Annotated in this window: 17 protein-coding genes and 1 riboswitch; of the genes, 14 read left to right on the top strand and 3 right to left on the bottom strand. The window is 71.9% G+C overall.

From position 1 onward, the window contains the following. The first annotated feature begins 17 nt into the window (after positions 1-17). The 11 genes from dacB to AB0B72_RS32790 all read left to right on the top strand — a co-directional run bounded on the left by dacB (position 18) and on the right by AB0B72_RS32790 (position 9,841). On the top strand, positions 18-1,412 hold the full coding sequence (dacB, locus tag AB0B72_RS32840) for a D-alanyl-D-alanine carboxypeptidase/D-alanyl-D-alanine-endopeptidase (RefSeq protein ID WP_367743199.1): 1,395 nt from the start codon (positions 18-20) through the stop codon (positions 1,410-1,412). A gap of 59 nt (positions 1,413-1,471) precedes the next feature. After that, the gene (locus AB0B72_RS32835) at positions 1,472-2,521 is read left to right on the top strand and encodes a zinc-dependent metalloprotease (protein WP_367743197.1); all 1,050 of its coding nucleotides are present in this window, start codon (positions 1,472-1,474) and stop codon (positions 2,519-2,521) included. Between the two features lie 44 nt (positions 2,522-2,565). Further along, entirely contained in the window at positions 2,566-3,552 is a 987-nt protein-coding gene (gene tilS / locus AB0B72_RS32830; protein WP_367743196.1) for a tRNA lysidine(34) synthetase TilS, read from the top strand. A gap of 12 nt (positions 3,553-3,564) precedes the next feature. Next, positions 3,565-4,122 (top strand): hypoxanthine phosphoribosyltransferase, encoded by a 558-nt coding sequence (hpt, locus tag AB0B72_RS32825; protein WP_367743195.1) that lies wholly within the window; start codon positions 3,565-3,567, stop codon positions 4,120-4,122. A 267-nt stretch (positions 4,123-4,389) separates the two neighbouring features. Continuing rightward, complete coding sequence (ftsH, locus tag AB0B72_RS32820) at positions 4,390-6,399, top strand: ATP-dependent zinc metalloprotease FtsH (RefSeq protein ID WP_367743194.1); 2,010 nt, start codon at positions 4,390-4,392, stop codon at positions 6,397-6,399. Between the two features lie 5 nt (positions 6,400-6,404). After that, the gene (gene folE / locus AB0B72_RS32815; protein ID WP_367743193.1) at positions 6,405-6,986 is read left to right on the top strand and encodes a GTP cyclohydrolase I FolE; all 582 of its coding nucleotides are present in this window, start codon (positions 6,405-6,407) and stop codon (positions 6,984-6,986) included. Between the two features lie 160 nt (positions 6,987-7,146). Next, complete coding sequence (gene folP / locus AB0B72_RS32810) at positions 7,147-8,019, top strand: dihydropteroate synthase (protein WP_367743192.1); 873 nt, start codon at positions 7,147-7,149, stop codon at positions 8,017-8,019. Between the two features lie 23 nt (positions 8,020-8,042). Continuing rightward, the gene (locus tag AB0B72_RS32805) at positions 8,043-8,471 is read left to right on the top strand and encodes a nuclear transport factor 2 family protein (RefSeq protein ID WP_367743191.1); all 429 of its coding nucleotides are present in this window, start codon (positions 8,043-8,045) and stop codon (positions 8,469-8,471) included. Beyond that, a complete protein-coding gene (folB, locus tag AB0B72_RS32800) occupies positions 8,468-8,875 on the top strand; it encodes a dihydroneopterin aldolase (protein ID WP_367743190.1) in 408 nt (135 codons plus the stop codon). Before AB0B72_RS32805 ends, folB begins: the two co-directional genes overlap by 4 nt. Beyond that, positions 8,872-9,372, top strand: a complete 501-nt coding sequence (gene folK, locus AB0B72_RS32795; protein ID WP_367743189.1) for a 2-amino-4-hydroxy-6-hydroxymethyldihydropteridine diphosphokinase — start codon at positions 8,872-8,874, stop codon at positions 9,370-9,372. Before folB ends, folK begins: the two co-directional genes overlap by 4 nt. A 19-nt stretch (positions 9,373-9,391) precedes the next feature. Beyond that, a complete protein-coding gene (locus AB0B72_RS32790) occupies positions 9,392-9,841 on the top strand; it encodes a DUF3180 domain-containing protein (protein ID WP_367743187.1) in 450 nt (149 codons plus the stop codon). Between the two features lie 6 nt (positions 9,842-9,847). Here the strand turns inward: AB0B72_RS32790 and AB0B72_RS32785 are convergent, their stop codons facing one another. Together AB0B72_RS32785 and AB0B72_RS32780 are read right to left on the bottom strand one after the other, a co-directional pair. After that, on the bottom strand, positions 9,848-11,029 hold the full coding sequence (locus tag AB0B72_RS32785; protein ID WP_367743264.1) for an NADH-quinone oxidoreductase subunit D: 1,182 nt from the start codon (positions 11,027-11,029) through the stop codon (positions 9,848-9,850). Between the two features lie 115 nt (positions 11,030-11,144). After that, positions 11,145-12,380, bottom strand: a complete 1,236-nt coding sequence (locus tag AB0B72_RS32780; protein WP_367743186.1) for an aminotransferase class V-fold PLP-dependent enzyme — start codon at positions 12,378-12,380, stop codon at positions 11,145-11,147. A gap of 221 nt (positions 12,381-12,601) precedes the next feature. Further along, a riboswitch (SAM riboswitch) is annotated at positions 12,602-12,717 on the bottom strand. 110 nt (positions 12,718-12,827) lie between these two features. Between AB0B72_RS32780 and AB0B72_RS32775 the strand changes: the two genes are divergently transcribed. Next, positions 12,828-14,027 (top strand): cytochrome P450, encoded by a 1,200-nt coding sequence (locus AB0B72_RS32775; RefSeq protein WP_367743185.1) that lies wholly within the window; start codon positions 12,828-12,830, stop codon positions 14,025-14,027. 4 nt (positions 14,028-14,031) lie between these two features. Here the strand turns inward: AB0B72_RS32775 and AB0B72_RS32770 are convergent, their stop codons facing one another. Next, positions 14,032-15,027, bottom strand: coding sequence for an SAM-dependent methyltransferase (locus tag AB0B72_RS32770; protein WP_367743184.1), 996 nt, complete (start codon positions 15,025-15,027; stop codon positions 14,032-14,034). A 155-nt stretch (positions 15,028-15,182) separates the two neighbouring features. Here AB0B72_RS32770 and AB0B72_RS32765 point away from each other — a divergent pair, with 155 nt between their 5' ends. After that, positions 15,183-16,073, top strand: a complete 891-nt coding sequence (locus tag AB0B72_RS32765) for a Rossmann-like and DUF2520 domain-containing protein (RefSeq protein WP_367743183.1) — start codon at positions 15,183-15,185, stop codon at positions 16,071-16,073. Further along, positions 16,064-16,912 carry a pantoate--beta-alanine ligase gene (panC, locus tag AB0B72_RS32760; RefSeq protein ID WP_367743182.1) on the top strand — a complete coding sequence of 283 codons (849 nt, stop codon included), beginning with the start codon at positions 16,064-16,066 and terminating at the stop codon, positions 16,910-16,912. The genes AB0B72_RS32765 and panC overlap by 10 nt, the downstream gene beginning before the upstream one ends. Positions 16,913-17,019 lie beyond the last annotated feature (107 nt).

The following is a 17,019-nucleotide window of genomic DNA, read 5'->3' as shown; positions in this document are numbered from 1 at the left end:
CGCGAAATGAGGGTGACGTGGTGCGACGAGAGCGGTGGATGGTGCTGGCCACCCTCGCCCTGTTGCAGATCTTCGTCGTCGTCGCGGGCGGCTACGTCATCCTCCACGACGCCGCCAGGACGCCGGCTCCGATCGCGTCTCCGGAACCGACCCCGACCCCCATCGTCACCGCGGGCCCGGTTCTGGCCGCGGCGGAGGACGGGGCTCTTCCCGCCAAGGGTACTTTGACCGCGCTGCTCGCCGACGCCATGAAGGCCCCGGCCCTCGGAGGGCGGGTGGCGGGCGTCGTCCTCGACGCGCGGACCGGGGGCGCGCTGTTCGACGGCGGCTCCGGCACGCCGATCAAGCCCGCCTCCACGACGAAGGTCGTCACGGCCGTGGCGGTGCTCGCCTCGGCCGGCCCCGACGCCCGTCTCGCCACGCGCGTGGTCAAGGGGAAGGGGCCGGGCGACATCGTCCTCGTCGGAGGCGGCGACCCCACCCTCGCCGGGCCCAAGGCGGGGGCCGACGCCGAGTGGTCGAAGGACACCGTCTACCCGCGGCCGGCGTCGCTCGCCCAGCTCGCCTCCCGTACGGCGAAGGCGCTCAAAGCGGCGAACGTCACATCGGTGAATCTGGCCTACGACTCCTCGCTGTTCTCCGGCCCGGTGACCGCTCCCGGCTGGAAGCCGACGTACATCCCCGAGGGCAGCGTCGCCCCTGTCGCGGCGCTGACGATGGACGAGGGACGGTCGGCCGGCGGGGGACGGTTCGCCGACCCGCCCAGGTCGACCGCCGACGCCTTCGCCGCCCTTCTCAAGAGGTACGGCGTCAAGGTGGGCAAGGACATCGCCGCGGGCGACGCGCCGGGCGGGGCCCAGGAGCTGGCCCGGGTGGAGTCGCCGCCCCTTTACGCCCTCGTCGAGCGGATGCTCACCCTGAGCGACAACGACCTGGCGGAGGCGCTGTCGCGCCAGGTGGCGATCAAGGCGGGTCTTCCGCACACCTTCCTCGGGGAGGCGGAGGCCGTGCAGCGCGTCCTGCGCGGCCTCAAGGCGGACCAGGGCATCGAGGTCCACGACGGCAGCGGCCTGTCCACCCGCAACCGCATCACGCCCGCCGCGCTCGCCCGCCTGCTGGCCGTGGCGGCCTCCCCCGAGCACCCCGAACTGCACTCGCTGATCAGCGGCCTGCCGGTGGCCGGGTTCACCGGCACGTTGCACAACCGGTACGACAAAGGCGATTCACAGGCCGGCGCCGGATTGGTCCGCGCCAAGACGGGCACGCTCACGGGCGTGAACACCCTGGCGGGCATCGCGTACACGAACGACGGGCGACTGCTTTCCTTCGCATTCATGGCCGACGACGTGGCCGACCCCACAGGGGCGATGGCCGCGCTCGACAAGATGGCCACGATCGTCTCGCAGAGCTGACCGTGGTCCTCCCGCGCTCACTCGCGCGGCGGATGCGCGGAGAACGTACGGTGGTGGGTATGCAGGTGATCGACTGGGATCTGGCCGTCGCGACCGGTGTCCGCCTCGTGCGGCCCGGGCCGCAGGTGAGCCGAGAGGAGGCCAGGCATGCGGTCGCCGAGCTCAGGCGCCTTTCTCAGGACGCCGAGGCGCACGTGCGCGATTTCACACGCATCGACTCGGCGCCCCCCGAGGCCGCGACCGTCGTGGACCGCCCCGGGTGGATCCGCGCCAACGTCGACGGGTTCCGCATCGTGCTGGAGCCCCTGACGCAGAAGATGTCCAACATGCCGGCGATCGTGGGCGCCGTGGGCTCCCGCATCACCGGTCTCGAGGTCGGCGCCGTGCTGGCCTTCCTCGCCTCCCGGGTGCTGGGGCAGTACGAGCTGTTCCTCCCGCCCGACCCGTCGGGGAACCTCCCGATGGGCCGGCTGACTCTGGTCGCCCCCAACATCGTCCACGCCGAGCGCGAGCTTTCCGTGGACCCCCGCGACTTCCGGCTGTGGGTGTGCCTGCACGAGGAGACCCACCGCGTGCAGTTCACCGGCGTGCCCTGGCTGCGGGGGTACGTCCAGTCCCAGATGACCGAGTTCCTGCTCGCCTCCGAGATGGACCTGACGACGCTGCTCGAACGCCTGCGCGCCGCCTCCGACGCGGTCGCCGACGCTTTCAGGGGCGGTGAGGGCAACCTCATCGAGGCCATCCAGACCCCCGAGCAGAAGGCCGTGCTCGACCGGGTCACCGCCGTGATGACGCTGGTCGAGGGGCACGGCGACTACGTCATGGACGCCGTCGGCCCGTCGGTCGTGCCGTCGGTGGCCGACATCCGGTCGAAGTTCCAGCGCCGCCGGGAGGGCGGGTCCCGCATGGACCAGCTCATCCGCCGCCTCCTGGGCATCGAGCTCAAGATGAAGCAGTACGCCGAGGGCTCCCGATTCGTCCGGACGGTGGTGGACGAGGCGGGGATGGAGGCGTTCAACAAGGTGTGGACCTCCCCGGAGACCCTGCCCGACCGCCTGGAGATCGCCGACCCCCACGCCTGGATGTCCCGGGTCCTCACCGCCGCCTAGCCGCGCGTACCGGCCGGGCGGCGTGAGCGGCCACAATGGGCGCCATGGGCCCGCATCCCGCCGTCGCCGACGTCCGCCGCGCCGTACGGCTGTCGCTCGCGGACGTGCCCGCCGGCGCGCTGGTGCTGGTGGCGTGCAGCGGCGGCGCCGACTCCCTCGCCCTCGCCGCCGCCACGGGGTTCGCCGCGCCCCGCCTCGGGTTGCGTGCCGGGCTGCTCACGGTGGATCACGGCCTCCAGGAGGGATCCCCCGAGCGTGCCCGCGATCTCGTACGGCTCGCCCCCGAGCTGGGCCTGGACCCGGCCGAGGCGCTGACGGTCACGGTGGGAACCGCCGGCGGCCCGGAGGCGGCCGCCAGGGACGCACGCTACGCGGCCCTGTCCGAGGCCGCCGGGAGACTGGGGGCGGCCGCGGTGCTGCTCGGCCACACGATGGACGACCAGGCGGAGACCGTGCTGCTGCGCCTGGCGCGCGGCAGCGGCACCCGGTCCCTGTCCGGCATGCCGGAGGCGACCGGCGTCTACCGCCGCCCCCTGCTCGGCCTCCCCCGCGCCAGAACGCGCGAGGCCTGCGCGGCGCTCGGCCTGCGGCCCTGGGACGACCCCCACAACGCCGACCCCGCGTACGGCCGGGTGCGGGTGCGGCACGAGGTGCTCCCCGTCCTGCGGACGGCGCTGGGACCGGGCGTGGCCGAGGCGCTCGCCCGCACGGCCCGTCTGTGCCGGGACGACGCGGACGCCCTCGACGAGTGGGCGGCGGCGGTCCACGCGACGTCGCGCGGGCCGGGCGGCGAGCTGGCGGTGGGGCCGCTCGAAGGAGTGCCGGGCGCCGTGCGGCGGCGGGTGATCCAGCGGGCGGCCGTGGAGGCGGGCTCACCCGCGCCGGCGCTGGCGGCCGTCCACATCGAGGCCGTCGAGCGGCTGGTCACGGCGTGGCACGGGCAGAAGGCCGTGTGCCTACCCGGGGGGGTGGGGGTGACGAGGCGCTGTGGCACCCTGGTGTTCGCCGTGGACAACCTCTCGCTCTCGTAAGGAAAACCCCAGGTGGATGCAGCCGACATGGGTCAGGACCTCTCCAGCGTCCTCATCCCGGAACCCGAGCTCCAAGCGAAGATCAAGGAGCTTGCCGGCCAGATCGACGCCGACTACGCGGGCAAGGAGCTGCTGATCGTCGGCGTGCTCAAGGGCGCGGTGATGGTCATGGCCGACCTCGCCCGTGCCCTGCACGTCCCGGTGCAGATGGACTGGATGGCCGTGTCGTCCTACGGCGCGGGGACCAAGTCCTCCGGCGTGGTCCGGGTGCTCAAGGACCTCGACACCGACATCGCCGGCCGGCACGTGCTCGTCGTCGAGGACATCATCGACTCCGGGCTGACGCTGTCGTGGCTCATGAACAATCTCAAGTCGCGCAACCCGGCCTCGGTGGAAATCTGCACGCTCCTGCGCAAGCCGGACGCCGTGAAGGTGCCCCTTGAGGTGCGGTACGTCGGTTTCGACATCCCGAACGAGTTCGTGATCGGATTCGGGCTCGATTACGCGGAACGGTACCGCAACCTCCCCTTCATTGGGACCCTTGCGCCACATGTGTACGGAGGGGAGTAAGCCCTGAGCGAAGTGCCCCCGGCAATCTTGGGTTATTCGCTCCCTGGTCGGGGAACACGGACTTGCCTGACGTACGTTGGAAGGGCAAAGCCGGAGCCGCGCGGGCAGTTACCCCCTGCGGCGGCCGGGTGTACCTTCGGATATCCGTGGGCCGCCGAAAGGTGACCGGCGGATAACTGAAGGAGCGGTAAGGGATGCCGCGACCCCGGGTTCTCCCGGGGCAGGCCTTGGTCAGAAAGGGACGGGCCCGCCGGGGTTCCGCAACGGATGGATCTCAAGCGATTTACACGTGGCCCACTGCTGTGGATCCTGGGCATCGTTTTGCTTCTCCTGCTCGTGAGCACGATGTTCAGCGGAGACGGCAACTACACCACCGCCGACACCTCAACGGTCGTCCAGCAGATCCAGCAGGGCAATGTCAAGAACGCGACCGTGGTCGACAAGGACCAGCGGATCGAGCTCACCCTTAACAGCCCCATCGAGGTCGCGGGCAAGTCGACCGACCGCATCCAGGCGCCCTGGGTCGAGGGTCAGGGCGTCCAGCTGACGCAGGCGCTCGCGACGGCGAAGCCGTCCAAGGGCTGGACCGTCGAGGTCCCCCGGGAGAACTTCCTGGTCAGCCTGCTGGTGAGCTTCCTGCCCATCATCATCATCGTCCTGATCTTCCTGTTCATCATGAACCAGATGCAGGGCGGCGGCTCCCGGGTGATGAACTTCGGCAAGTCGCGCGCGAAGCTGATCACCAAGGACACCCCGAAGACCACCTTCGCCGACGTGGCCGGCGCCGACGAGGCGATCGAGGAGCTCCAGGAGATCAAGGACTTCCTCCAGGCGCCGGCGAAGTTCCAGGCCATCGGCGCCAAGATCCCCAAGGGCGTGCTCCTGTACGGCCCGCCCGGCACCGGTAAGACGCTGCTCGCCAGGGCCGTCGCCGGCGAGGCCGGCGTGCCGTTCTACTCCATCTCCGGCTCCGACTTCGTCGAGATGTTCGTCGGCGTCGGCGCCTCCCGGGTCCGCGACCTGTTCGAGCAGGCCAAGGCGAACGCCCCCGCGATCGTCTTCATCGACGAGATCGACGCCGTCGGCCGCCACCGCGGCGCCGGCCTCGGCGGCGGCCACGACGAGCGCGAGCAGACGCTGAACCAGCTGCTCGTCGAGATGGACGGCTTCGACGTGAAGGGCGGCGTGATCCTCATCGCCGCCACCAACCGGCCCGACATCCTCGACCCCGCCCTGCTGCGCCCCGGCCGCTTCGACCGGCAGGTCGTCATCGACCGGCCCGACCTGGAGGGCCGCAAGGGCATCCTCAAGGTGCACGGCCGCGGCAAGCCGTTCGACGGCGACGTCGACCTCGACGTCATCGCCAGGCGCACCCCCGGCTTCACCGGCGCCGACCTCGCGAACGTGATCAACGAGGCGGCCCTGCTGACCGCCCGGCAGGACGAGAAGCTCATCACGATGGCGACGCTCGAGGAGTCGATCGACCGCGTGATGGCCGGTCCCGAGCGCAAGTCGCGCGTCATGTCGGACCAGGAGAAGAAGATCATCGCTTACCACGAGGGCGGGCACGCCCTGGTGGCCCACGCGCTTCCCAACTCCGACCCGGTCCACAAGATCACGATCCTGTCGCGCGGCCGCGCCCTCGGCTACACGATGACGCTGCCGATGGAGGACAAGTTCCTCGCGACCCGGTCCGAGATGATGGACCAGCTCGCCATGCTGCTCGGCGGGCGCACGGCTGAGGAGCTCGTCTTCCACGAGCCCACCACCGGCGCGTCCAACGACATCGAGAAGGCGACCACGATCGCCCGCCGCATGGTCACCGAGTACGGCATGAGCGAGAAGCTCGGCGCGCGCAAGTTCGGCAGCGGCAACGGCGAGGTCTTCCTCGGCCGCGAGATGGGCCACGAGCGCGACTACTCCGAGCAGATCGCCTCGGCGATCGACGACGAGGTCCGCCGCCTGATCGAGAGCGCGCACGACCAGGCGTGGGAGATCCTCGTCCAGTACCGGGACGTCCTGGACAACCTCGTGCTGGAGCTCATGGAGAAGGAGACGCTGTCCCGTGAGCAGGTTCTGCGGATCTTCTCGCCGATCGTGCAGCGGGAGAAGCGGCCCTCCTACGCCGGATACGGCAAGCGCCTCCCGTCCGACCGTCCCCCGGTGATCACGCCGAAGGAGCGGGCGAACGGCAACGGCTCGGCGCTGCCCGCCGGCGGCGCGGCTCCCTGGGGAGCGAAGGACCAGGCGACGACCCAGCAGCGGGACGAGGCCTGACAGCTGTGGACCCGCACACGGGGTTCGACCATGGCCGGATCGAGAAGGCCATCCGGGAGATCCTGATCGCGATCGGGGAGGACCCCGATCGCGACGGGCTCCGGGATACTCCGGCCAGGGTCGCCCGATCGTTCGCCGAGCAGTTCGCCGGGCTGGGGCAGCGGCCCGAGGACGCGCTGACCACGATGTTCGACGCCGACCACGACGAGATGGTGCTGGTGAAGGACATCGAGGTCATGTCCACCTGCGAGCATCACCTGCTGCCGTTCCACGGCGTCGCGCACATCGGCTACACGCCCAACGACAAGGGCCAGATCACCGGCCTGTCCAAGCTGGCCAGGCTGGTGGACGTCTACGCCCGCCGCCCCCAGGTGCAGGAGCGGATGACCTCGCAGATCGCCGACGGCCTGATGCGGGTGCTGGAGCCGCGCGGGGTGATCGTCGTGATCGAGGCCGAGCACATGTGCATGACCATGCGCGGCGTACGGAAGCCGGGAGCCAAGACGATCACGTCGGCCGTGCGCGGCGACTTCCGGACCAGCGAGGCCACGCGTGCCGAGGCCATGTCGCTCATCCTCCACAGCTGAGCCGGCACCGCCCGGTGCGTGATTCGTTATGGTGCGGGGCCGGACCCACCGGACTGGTCCCGTCACACCAGCACCTAGGCTTGACGGCGAGCGGAGCGAGTGAGCCGGTGTACGCGGCGCCTGTGGTCATTCGCCGACGAGCCGCGGGCGAGGAGGACGCATGACCACACGCGGCGTGCCCGGGATGCCCGAGCTCGGGCGCTGCCTGGTCATGGGCGTGGTCAACGTGACCCCGGACTCGTTCTCCGACGGGGGCCGGTGGTTCGACGCCGACGCGGCGATCCGGCACGGTCTCGACCTCGTGACCGAGGGAGCCGACATCGTCGACGTGGGCGGTGAGTCGACCCGGCCTGGCGCTCCCCGCGTCTCGCTGGAGGAGGAGCTGCGCCGGGTCGTGCCGGTGATCCGCGTCCTCACCGAGGAGGGCGTGACGGTCAGCGTCGACACCATGCGCGCCGAGGTGGCCGAGGTGGCCGTCGAGGCCGGGGCCCGGCTGGTCAACGACGTCAGCGGCGGCCTGGCCGATCCCGTGATGCCCAGGGTGGTGGCCGCGACCGGCGTGCCGTACGTCGTGATGCACTGGCGGGGGCACAGCCGCGACATGGACAGCAGGGCGGTCTACGCCGACGTCCTCACCGAGGTGTCCGAGGAGCTGCGCAAGCGGGTCGACTCGGTCCTCGCCGAAGGGGTGACGGAGGAGCAGATCGTGCTCGATCCGGGGCTGGGGTTCTCCAAGCACGCGGAGCACAACTGGGCGCTGCTGGCCGGGATCGGAGAGCTGAACGGGCTCGGCCACCCTTTGATCATCGGCGCGTCGAGGAAGCGATTCCTCGGCCGCCTTCTGGCCGACGCGGATGGGACGCCGAGGCCGTTCGACCGCAGCGATGACGCCACTCTCGCCGTCACCGCCCTCGCGGCGCAGGCCGGCGCCTGGTGCGTGCGGGTGCACAAGGTCGGCCCCAACGCCGACGCCGTGCGAGTCGCCGCCGCCTGGACGGCAGCCGCTGGACCACACGCCGACGAGGGCCGGTGACCGACATGCCGACAGGGACGCCAATGAAGGACATCGAGGAGCTCAACCAGGCGTTCTACAACGCCATCGAGAGCGGTGACCTCGACAAGATGTCGGAGATCTGGGTCGAGGACGGCGGTGGCCGGGTCGCGACGTGCGTGCATCCCGGCTGGCCGATGCTCACCGGACGGTCCGAGGTGCTGCGCTCGTGGGCGCTGATCATGGCGAACACGCCGTACATCCAGTTCGTGCTGACCGACGTGCAGACGACGGTGATCGGCGACGTGGCGATCCTCACCTGCGCCGAGAACATCCTCACCGCCGCCGACACCGACGAGCCGGGATTCGCCGCCGGCCGGGTCGTCGCCTCCAACACCTACGTCCGGACGCCGACCGGATGGCGGCTGTGGCTCTACCACGGCTCTCCGGTGCTGCAGAGCGACGACGACGAGGAGGAGGAGCAGGAGCAGTGACGACGACGCCCCCCGTGGGAACGGCCGGCGTGGGAACGGCCGGCGGGGACACCGTACGGCTGGCCGGGCTGAGGGCCCGGGGACGGCACGGCTGCCTGCCCGCGGAGCGCGAGCTGGGGCAGGAGTTCGTCGTCGACGTGACCCTGTTCCTCGACACCGCGCCCGCCGCGGCGGCCGACGACCTGCGGAAGACGGTCGACTACGGCGCCCTCGCCATGGAGCTCGCGCGCATCGTGGAGGGCGAGCCGGTGAACCTCATCGAGACGCTCGCCGGCCGGTTGGCGGACGCCTGCCTCGCCCACGACCTGGTGGAGGAGGCGGAGGTCAGCGTGCACAAGCCGGCGGCGCCCATCCCGCTGCCGTTCGACGACGTGGTGGTCACCATCAGAAGGGGTCGTCCATGAGGGTCGTGCTCGCGCTGGGCAGCAACCTCGGCCGCCGGATCGAATACCTCCAGGGCGCCCTCGACGCCCTCTTCGACGCTCCGGGGCTGACGTTCGTGGCGGTGTCCCCCGTCTACGAGACCGACCCGGTCGGCGGGCCCACCCAGGCGGCGTACCTCAACGCCGTGGTGATCGGCGAGGGCATGCTTGACCCGCGAACCCTTCTCGACCGGGCACAGGGCATCGAGAACGCCTTCGGCCGCACTCGGGAGGAGCGGTGGGGGCCGAGGACGCTCGACGTCGACCTCATCGCGGTGGGCGGGCTCACGTCCGACGACCCGGAGCTGACGCTGCCGCATCCCCGCGCGCATGAGCGGGCGTTCGTGCTGATCCCCTGGGCGCAGGCCGACCCGGGCGCCGTCCTCCCCGGGCGGGGGTCGGTGGCGGCCCTGCTGGCCGGAGTGGACGGCGGCGGCGTACGGCTGCGCACCGACCTGTCGCTCGTCCCCCCTTCGTGATCGCGGTCGAGGAGCCTGAGTGAAGCCCAGCAATCCCGGCGTGCTCGTCGGCCTGGTCGTCGTCTTCGCGCTCATCACGTGGGGCGTGCTGCAGAAGACCTACTCGACCCTGCCGGCCCTCCCGTGGACGGCGATCCCGACGACGCTGTTGCTCGCCCTGGGCGAGGGGTACTCCGGCTGGCTGACCAGGGCGCGGATCCTGCGCAGGCCGGACACCAAGCCGGTGGAGCCGCTCGCCGTCGCCCGGCTCGCCGCGCTGGCCAAGGCGACCGCGCACGCGGGGGCGGTGTTCGCCGGGGTGTTCGCCGGCTTCGTGCTGCACGTGATCAACATGCTCGGCCTGCCGAACCCCCGCCATGACGCGCTGGTGGCCGGTGGTTCCTTCGTCTCGTGCGTGGCCCTGATCTGCGCCGCGCTGTTCCTCGAGTACTGCTGCCGCGTCCCGGGGGAGCCGGACGGGGAGGACTGACCGGCGCTACTTGTCGATGTCGCCCACCACGAAGAACATCGAGCCGAGGATCGCCACCATGTCCGAGACCAGGTGGCCGGGCAGCATCTCGCGCAGCACCTGGATGTTGTTGTAGGACGCGCTGCGCAGCTTGAGCCGCCAGGGCGTCTTCTCGCCGCGTGAGACGAGGTAGTAGCCGTTGAGGCCGAGCGGGTTCTCCGTCCAGGCGTAGGTGTGTCCCTCGGGCGCCTTGAGGACCTTGGGCAGCCGCTGGTTGATCGGGCCGGGCGGCAGCCCGCGCAGCCGCTCCACGCAGGCGTCGGCCAGGTCGAGGGAGACCTTGACCTGCTCCAGCAGCACCTGGAACCGGGCATGGCAGTCACCGGCCGAGCGGGTCACCACCTTCACGGGCAACTCGCCGTAGGCCAGATAGGGCTCGTCGCGCCGCAGGTCCAGATCCACTCCGGAGGCCCTGGCGATCGGCCCGCTCACGCCGTACTGCATGATCGTCTCGCGGTCGAGCACGCCGACGCCACGGGTGCGCGCGAGGAAGATCTCGTTGCCGGCGATCAGGCCCTCGATGTCGGGCAGGCGCCTGCGCACGTCGGCGACCGCGCCGGCGACCCGGTCGAGCCAGCCGTACGGCAGGTCCTCCTTGAGGCCGCCCACCCGGTTGAACATGTAGTGCATCCGGCCGCCGGAGATCTCCTCCATCACGTGCTGCAACGTCTCGCGCTCGCGGAAGGCGTAGAAGACCGGGGTGATGGCGCCGAGCTCCAGGGGATAGGAGCCGAGGAACATCAGATGGCTGAGGACCCGGTTGAGCTCGGCGAGCAGCGTCCTGGCCCACACCGCCCGTACGGGGACCTCCATCCCCAGCATGCGCTCCACGGCGAGGACGACGCCGAGCTCGTTGGCGAACGCCGACAGCCAGTCGTGCCGGTTCGCGAGCACCACGATCTGCCGGTAGTCGCGCACCTCGAACAGCTTCTCCGCGCCGCGGTGCATGTAGCCGACGATCGGCTCGGCGGCGGAGATGCGCTCCCCGTCGAGCACGAGCCGCAGCCGCAGCACGCCGTGCGTGGAGGGGTGCTGCGGCCCGATGTTGAGGATCATGTCCTCGGTGGCCAGCTCCCTGGGGTGGACGGCCGCCGCCCCGGCGCCGAGCCCGACCACCTGCTCCCGCCGGGCGCCCTCCTGACCGCTCATGCCGTCCGTGCCGTCCATGCCTTCATGCTTTCACGCCCGTACGGCGGAGCGAATGGACGGCAGAGCGGCGATGGGGCGTCGTCGAGCCCAAGAGGTCGGGCTCAGGAGGTCGGGCTCAGGAGACGGCGATGTGGCGGAGGGCCTCGATGAGGCGGTCGACGTGCTCGTCGGTCGAGCCGATGCCGATCGAGGCGCGGACCGCGCCGACCGTGCCGTCCGCGCAGCCGCCGTCGTCGGTCCCCAGCAGGTGGCGGACGAGCGGGTGGGCGCAGAACTTGCCGTCGCGGACGCCGATGCCGTGCTCGGACGACAGCAGCTCGGCGACCTCGCGGGCCGTCCTGCCCTCGACCGTGAACGACACGATGCCGACCCGGGGGTGGTCGGGGCCCCACAGCGACAGCTCCCGTACGCCGCCGATCGCGGCGAGCCCGGCGCGCAGGCGGGCGATCAGCCGCTCCTCCTCGCGTACGAGCGGCGTCCAGCCGGTGGCGGACAGGGCGTCGCAGGCGGCGGCCAGGGCGATCGCGCCGAGGACGTTGGGCGTGCCCGCCTCGTGCCGGGCCTCGACGTCGTCGCTCCACTCGGCGACCTCGCCGACGGCCTTCACGGCTCCGCCGCCCCGCAGGTACGGCTCCGCCTCCGCGAGCCAGTCCGGCCGCCCGATCAGGGCGCCGGCCCCGAAGGGGGCGTACAGCTTGTGCCCGGAGAAGGCGACGTAGTCGAGGTCGAGCGCGGTCAGGTTCAGCCGCCGGTGCGGCACGAGCTGCGCGGCGTCGACGGCGATCCTCGCCCCGTGCCGGTGGGCGATGTGGGCCAGCCCGGCGATGGGCCACAGCTCGCCCGTGACGTTGGACGCCGCCGTGACGACCAGGAGGGCCGGTCCGCCGATGGCGGCGAGGGCCTCGTCGGCCGCCCGGATCGCCTCGCCGGGGAAGGCGGGCGGGGCCAGCCGTACGGCGCGGGGCCAGGGCAGCAGCGAGGCGTGGTGCTCGCTGTCGAACACGACGACGGTGGTGCCCTCGGGGAGGCTGCGGGCCAGCAGGTTCATCGCGTCGGTGGTGTTGCGGGTGAAGATGAGGGCATCGTCCGGGCGGGAGCCCGCGAAGGCCCGTACGGTGTGCCTCGCCTGCTCATAGCGGGCGGTCGTGAGCTGGGATGCGTAGCCCGCCCCCCGGTGGACGCTGGAGTAGGCCGGGAGCGCGGCGGAGACGGCGGCGTTCACCGGCTCCAGACAGGGCGCGCTGGCGGCGTAGTCGAAGTTCGCATACGGCACCAGCCGGCCGCCCTTGATCGGGACCTCCAGGTCGGCCCCCACAACGGCCGGAATCGGACGGCCGGTGGTCCGCGGCACGGATCCGGCCCCGGCGTGAGAACCGGTGTGAGAACCGCTGTGAGAACCGCTGTGAGAACCGCTGTGAGCCGCTGTGCGGGTCACGTTGCGGGACGCGGTCCCGGCATGGCCGGGGGCGGCGGGGGAGGTCCCGGCGGGAAGCGTGGTGGGGGTGGCAGCGGACAACGTCACTCCTCGGAGTCATGGACTCCGGTTATGACGTCGTAGGCGTCGTACGGCGGAGCCCGCGCTTGCCCGGCACACCTCGTGCCGGACCCGGTCTTCACCCGGGGCACCCCGCCGCGAGCGCGAGGGTTGCCGGCCAGCGAGCCGGGGCTTGACGCTGGCACTCATAACCTGAGCCGCACTATAACCCGATGCGGTGACGGATTGCCAAACCCGCAGGCCGGCAGCGCCTCCCGGCCCACGGGCACGCATCCGCCCCGTTCGCTGCGTAGGGTGTGCTTTGTGAAGTTTGATCCCTGGAATCCCGAGTTCGTCGCGCATCCGTACGACGTCTACCGCGAGCTCCGGGACAGCGGCCCGGTCTCGTTCTTCGAGCCGACCGGCCAGTGGCTGATCCCCCACCACGCCGACGCCAACGCGCTGCTGCGCGACCGGCGGCTGGGCCGCTCCTACCTCCATGTGGCCTCGCACGAGGAGTTCGGCAGGCAGGCGGAGCCGGACTTCCAGGAGCCGTTCTGGCGGGTGACCCGGGCGGGCATGCTCGACGTCGAGCCGCCGGTCCACACCCGGCTGCGCCGGCTGGTGTCCAAGGCGTTCACCCCGCGCATGGTGGAGTCGCTCCGGCCCCGGGTGCGCGCGATCGCCGCCGGGCTGGTCGACGCGTTCGTCGAGCGCGGCGGCGGAGACCTGCTCGCCGACGTGGCCGAGCCCCTTCCGGTGACCGTGATCGCCGAGATGCTGGGCGTTCCCGAGAGCGATCGTCATCTGCTGCGGCCCTGGTCGGCCGACATCTGCGGGATGTACGAGCTCAACCCCTCACTGGAGGCCCAGCACACGGCGGTGCGCGCCGCGTCGGAGTTCTCCGATTACCTGCGGGGACTGGCGCGGGAACGCCGCGACGCTCCGGGTGACGACATGATCTCGGCCATGGCGCAGGTCGTGGACGACGGCGACCGGCTGACCGAGGACGAGCTGATCGGCACCTGCGTGCTGCTGCTCAACGCGGGTCACGAGGCCACGGTCAACGTCACCGGCAACGGCTGGTGGTCGCTCTTCCGCAACCCCGGGGAGCTCGACCGGCTCCGCGCCGATCCGGGCCTGCTGCCCACGGCCGTCGAGGAGCTCATGCGGTGGGACACCCCGCTGCAGATGTTCGAACGGTGGGTGCTGGAGGACATCGAGGTCGGAGACGTGACCATCCCCCGCGGAGCCGAGGTCGCGCTGCTGTTCGGCTCGGCCAACCGGGACGCGGAGGTCTTCCCCGATCCTGACCGTCTCGACGTCGGGCGGGCCGACAACCCGCACATCTCGTTCGGCGCGGGGATCCACTTCTGCCTCGGCGCGCCGCTCGCGCGGGTGGAGCTGGTGGAGTCGTTCGGCGCTCTGCTCAAGGCCGCCCCCAAGCTCGCGCTCGCCGCCGAGCCCGTCTGGAAGCCCAACTATGTCATCCGCGGCCTGGAGTCCCTGCACGTCACGGTCTGACCCCTCAGGCGTTCCCGGTCCGCGCCGGAAGCCCGCGCGACTGGCTGAGCCAGCCGAAGCCGCCGAGCCCGGCGGGGGCGATCAGCTCGGCCTCCTCCGACGCCCTGCCGAGCGCCCGCAGGTACGCGACGGGATCGGTGCGAGCCAGGTCGAGCGGCGGCCGGTCGCCGCGGACGCCCAGCTCCGTGAGGGCCTCCCGCTGGGTGGTCAGCCGGGTGACGGTCGCCCCGGCCCGCTCGCCGGCCGCCGCGCAGGCGTCGAGCGCCACGTGCGCGGTGATGTCGCACGTCCCGTCCGGTACGGCGGGCACCATCGAGCCGCCCCGGTAGCCGGCCAGGCTGCCCAGGCACGGCCGGGCGCCCGCCTGGTGGGCGTAGTCCGCCGCCACCGCCGTGCCCCGCGAGAGCCGTCCGATCACCGACGCCCAGGCCTCGTCGCGGGGGCGGCCGATCTCGGCCCGGCAGCCCGCGGAAGGCAGCGGCCACCAGCGCCGCAGCCAGGCGAGGTCCTCCGGCCCGGGGGCCGGCCCGAGCCGCTCCTCGCCGGTGCGGGGATCGACGAGCACCATGCGCGGGCCCGAGGGGGTCAGCTCGACGACGTCCACGGGAACGTTGTCGAGCCACTCGTTGGCGATCACCAGGCCGGTGACGTCGCCGGGGACGATGGAGGCCCACTCGATCTCGGCGTCCAGTCCCTCCGGCCGCGGGGACAGGTCGACGGCGGTGACGCGCAGCCGGGCCGCGAGCGCGGGCGGGGCCGCGGCCAGCAGGCGGGCGGCCAGCAGGCCGTCCCCGCTGCCCACGTCCACGAGGTCCACGGTGGCCGGGGTGCCGAGCGCGTCGTCGGTCCGCTGGAGGAGCCGGAGCACGGCCCCGGCGAAGACGGCCGACGCGTGCACCGAGGTCCGGAAATGTCGGGCGGGTCGTTCCCGCAGGTAGAAGCCCTCGTCGCCGTAGAGAGCGCGGTGCGTGGCGTCGCGCCAGGTGGCCCACACAGTCACTGACGTTACCGAAGCCGGTGCCCGGTGACGAAAAGTAGTCACTTTCGTACTGTTTGCACAACATAAGCCAACAAGAAACGGGACAAAATTCGACCGTCGGGCCGAGGCCGGGCAGGCGATCGCGCCGCCGCTACTCTGGGCCGAGGGGAGGCGTCATGGAGACAAGTGACCGCCCGGCGCGGCTCGCCGTGGGAGTGCTCGGAGCGGGACGTGTCGGTTCCGTGCTGGGCGCGGCGCTCATGCTGGCCGGCCACCGGGTGGTGGCCGCCAGCGGCGTTTCCGACGCGTCCAGGCGGCGTGCCGCCGAGCGCCTCGGCGTCGAGCAGAGCCGGCCCGAGGACGTGATCCGGCGGTCCCAGCTCGTGCTGCTCACCGTGCCGGACGACGTGCTGCCCGGCCTGGTGGCCGGTCTCGCCGCCACCGGCGCCGACCTGCGGGGCAAGCTGCTCGTCCACGCGAGCGGCGCGTACGGCCTGGCCGTGCTGGATCCCGCGGCCGAGGCGGGCGCGATCCCGCTCGCGCTCCATCCCGTGATGACGTTCACGGGCAGGGACGACGACCTGACCAAGCTCACCGGATGCTCCTTCGGCGTGACCGCCCCCCTGCTGCTCCGCCCGGTGGCGGAGGCCCTCGTGATCGAGATGGGCGGGGAGCCCGTGTGGATCGCCGACCACGACCGCGCGCTCTACCACGCCGCGATCGCGGGGGCCGCCAACCACATGGTGACGCTCATCGCCGAGTCGCAGGAGCTGCTGGCCAAGATCGGCGTCGAGCATCCGGGCAGGATGCTCGGCCCGCTGCTCGGGGCCGCGCTCGACAACGTCCTGCGGCTGGGCATCGCCGGGCTGACCGGCCCCGTCGTACGCGGCGACGCGGGAACGGTGCGCAAGCACGTCGACGCGCTCATCCTCGCCGCCCCCGAGGCGGCCGACGCCTACGTCGCCCTCGCTAGGCTCACCGCGGACCGGGCGCTGGCGGCCGGGCTGCTCAAGCCCGAGGCCGCCGAGCGCCTCCTGGACGCGCTGGGAGGCAACATATGGACGTGATCGTCGCCGGGGACCGCGCGGAGCTCGCCAAGGCGCGGGAGTCCCTCGGCGGGGGGAGCATCGCGCTCGTCCCCACGATGGGGGCGCTCCACGAGGGCCACAGGTCGCTGATCCGGCTCGCCCGCGAGCACGCCGACCACGTGGTGGTCAGCGTCTTTGTCAACCCGCTGCAGTTCGGCCCCGCCGAGGACTTCTCGCGCTACCCCCGCACCTTCGACGCCGACCTGGAAGCGTGCGCGGAGGAGGGCGTCGAGATCGTCTTCGCGCCTTCCGCCGAGGACATGTACCCGCCGGACCGCCAGGTGTCGATCTCCGCGGGGGGTATGGGCACGGTCGTCGAGGGGGCCTTCAGGCCCGGTCACTTCGACGGGGTGCTGACCGTGGTGCTCAAGCTGCTCAACCTGGTCCGGCCCGACGTCGCGATCTTCGGGCAGAAGGACGCCCAGCAGCTCGCCCTGATCCGGCGGATGGCCGCCGACCTGAACGTGCCGGTCTCGATCGTGGCCGCGCCCACGTTCCGGGAGCCCGACGGGCTGGCCCTGTCGAGCCGCAACCGCTACCTGTCCGCCGCGGACCGCGCCACCGCGCTCGCCCTGTCCCGGGCCCTGCGCGCGGGGGCGGCGCGGGAGACGCCGGGGGAGATCCTCGCGGCGGCGCGAGCCGTGCTGGACGAGGCGGCGCGGCTGGACCCGCCGCTGCTGCTGGACTACGTCGTCCTCGCCGACCCGGCGACGTTCGCCCCGGTCGCGGAGGACCACAGCGGGGAGGCCGTCCTGGCGGTCGCCGCCCGGGTGGGATCCACCCGCCTGATCGACAACGCCGTCCTGCGCCTGTCCTGATCCACGCTTCATCCGCGCGCCCTGCCCTGCCCTGCCCTGACCCTGTACGACCGACGCCACTCCCGCCCCTCCTGGAGGTAAAGGCGGGGGTGGGGATTACGCATGCC

The sequence above is a fragment of the Microbispora sp. NPDC049125 genome (genome assembly GCF_040802045.1).
Classification (GTDB): domain Bacteria; phylum Actinomycetota; class Actinomycetes; order Streptosporangiales; family Streptosporangiaceae; genus Microbispora.
Note: the sequence above shows the minus strand (reverse complement) of the source record. Positions and strands in the feature narration are given on the sequence as shown.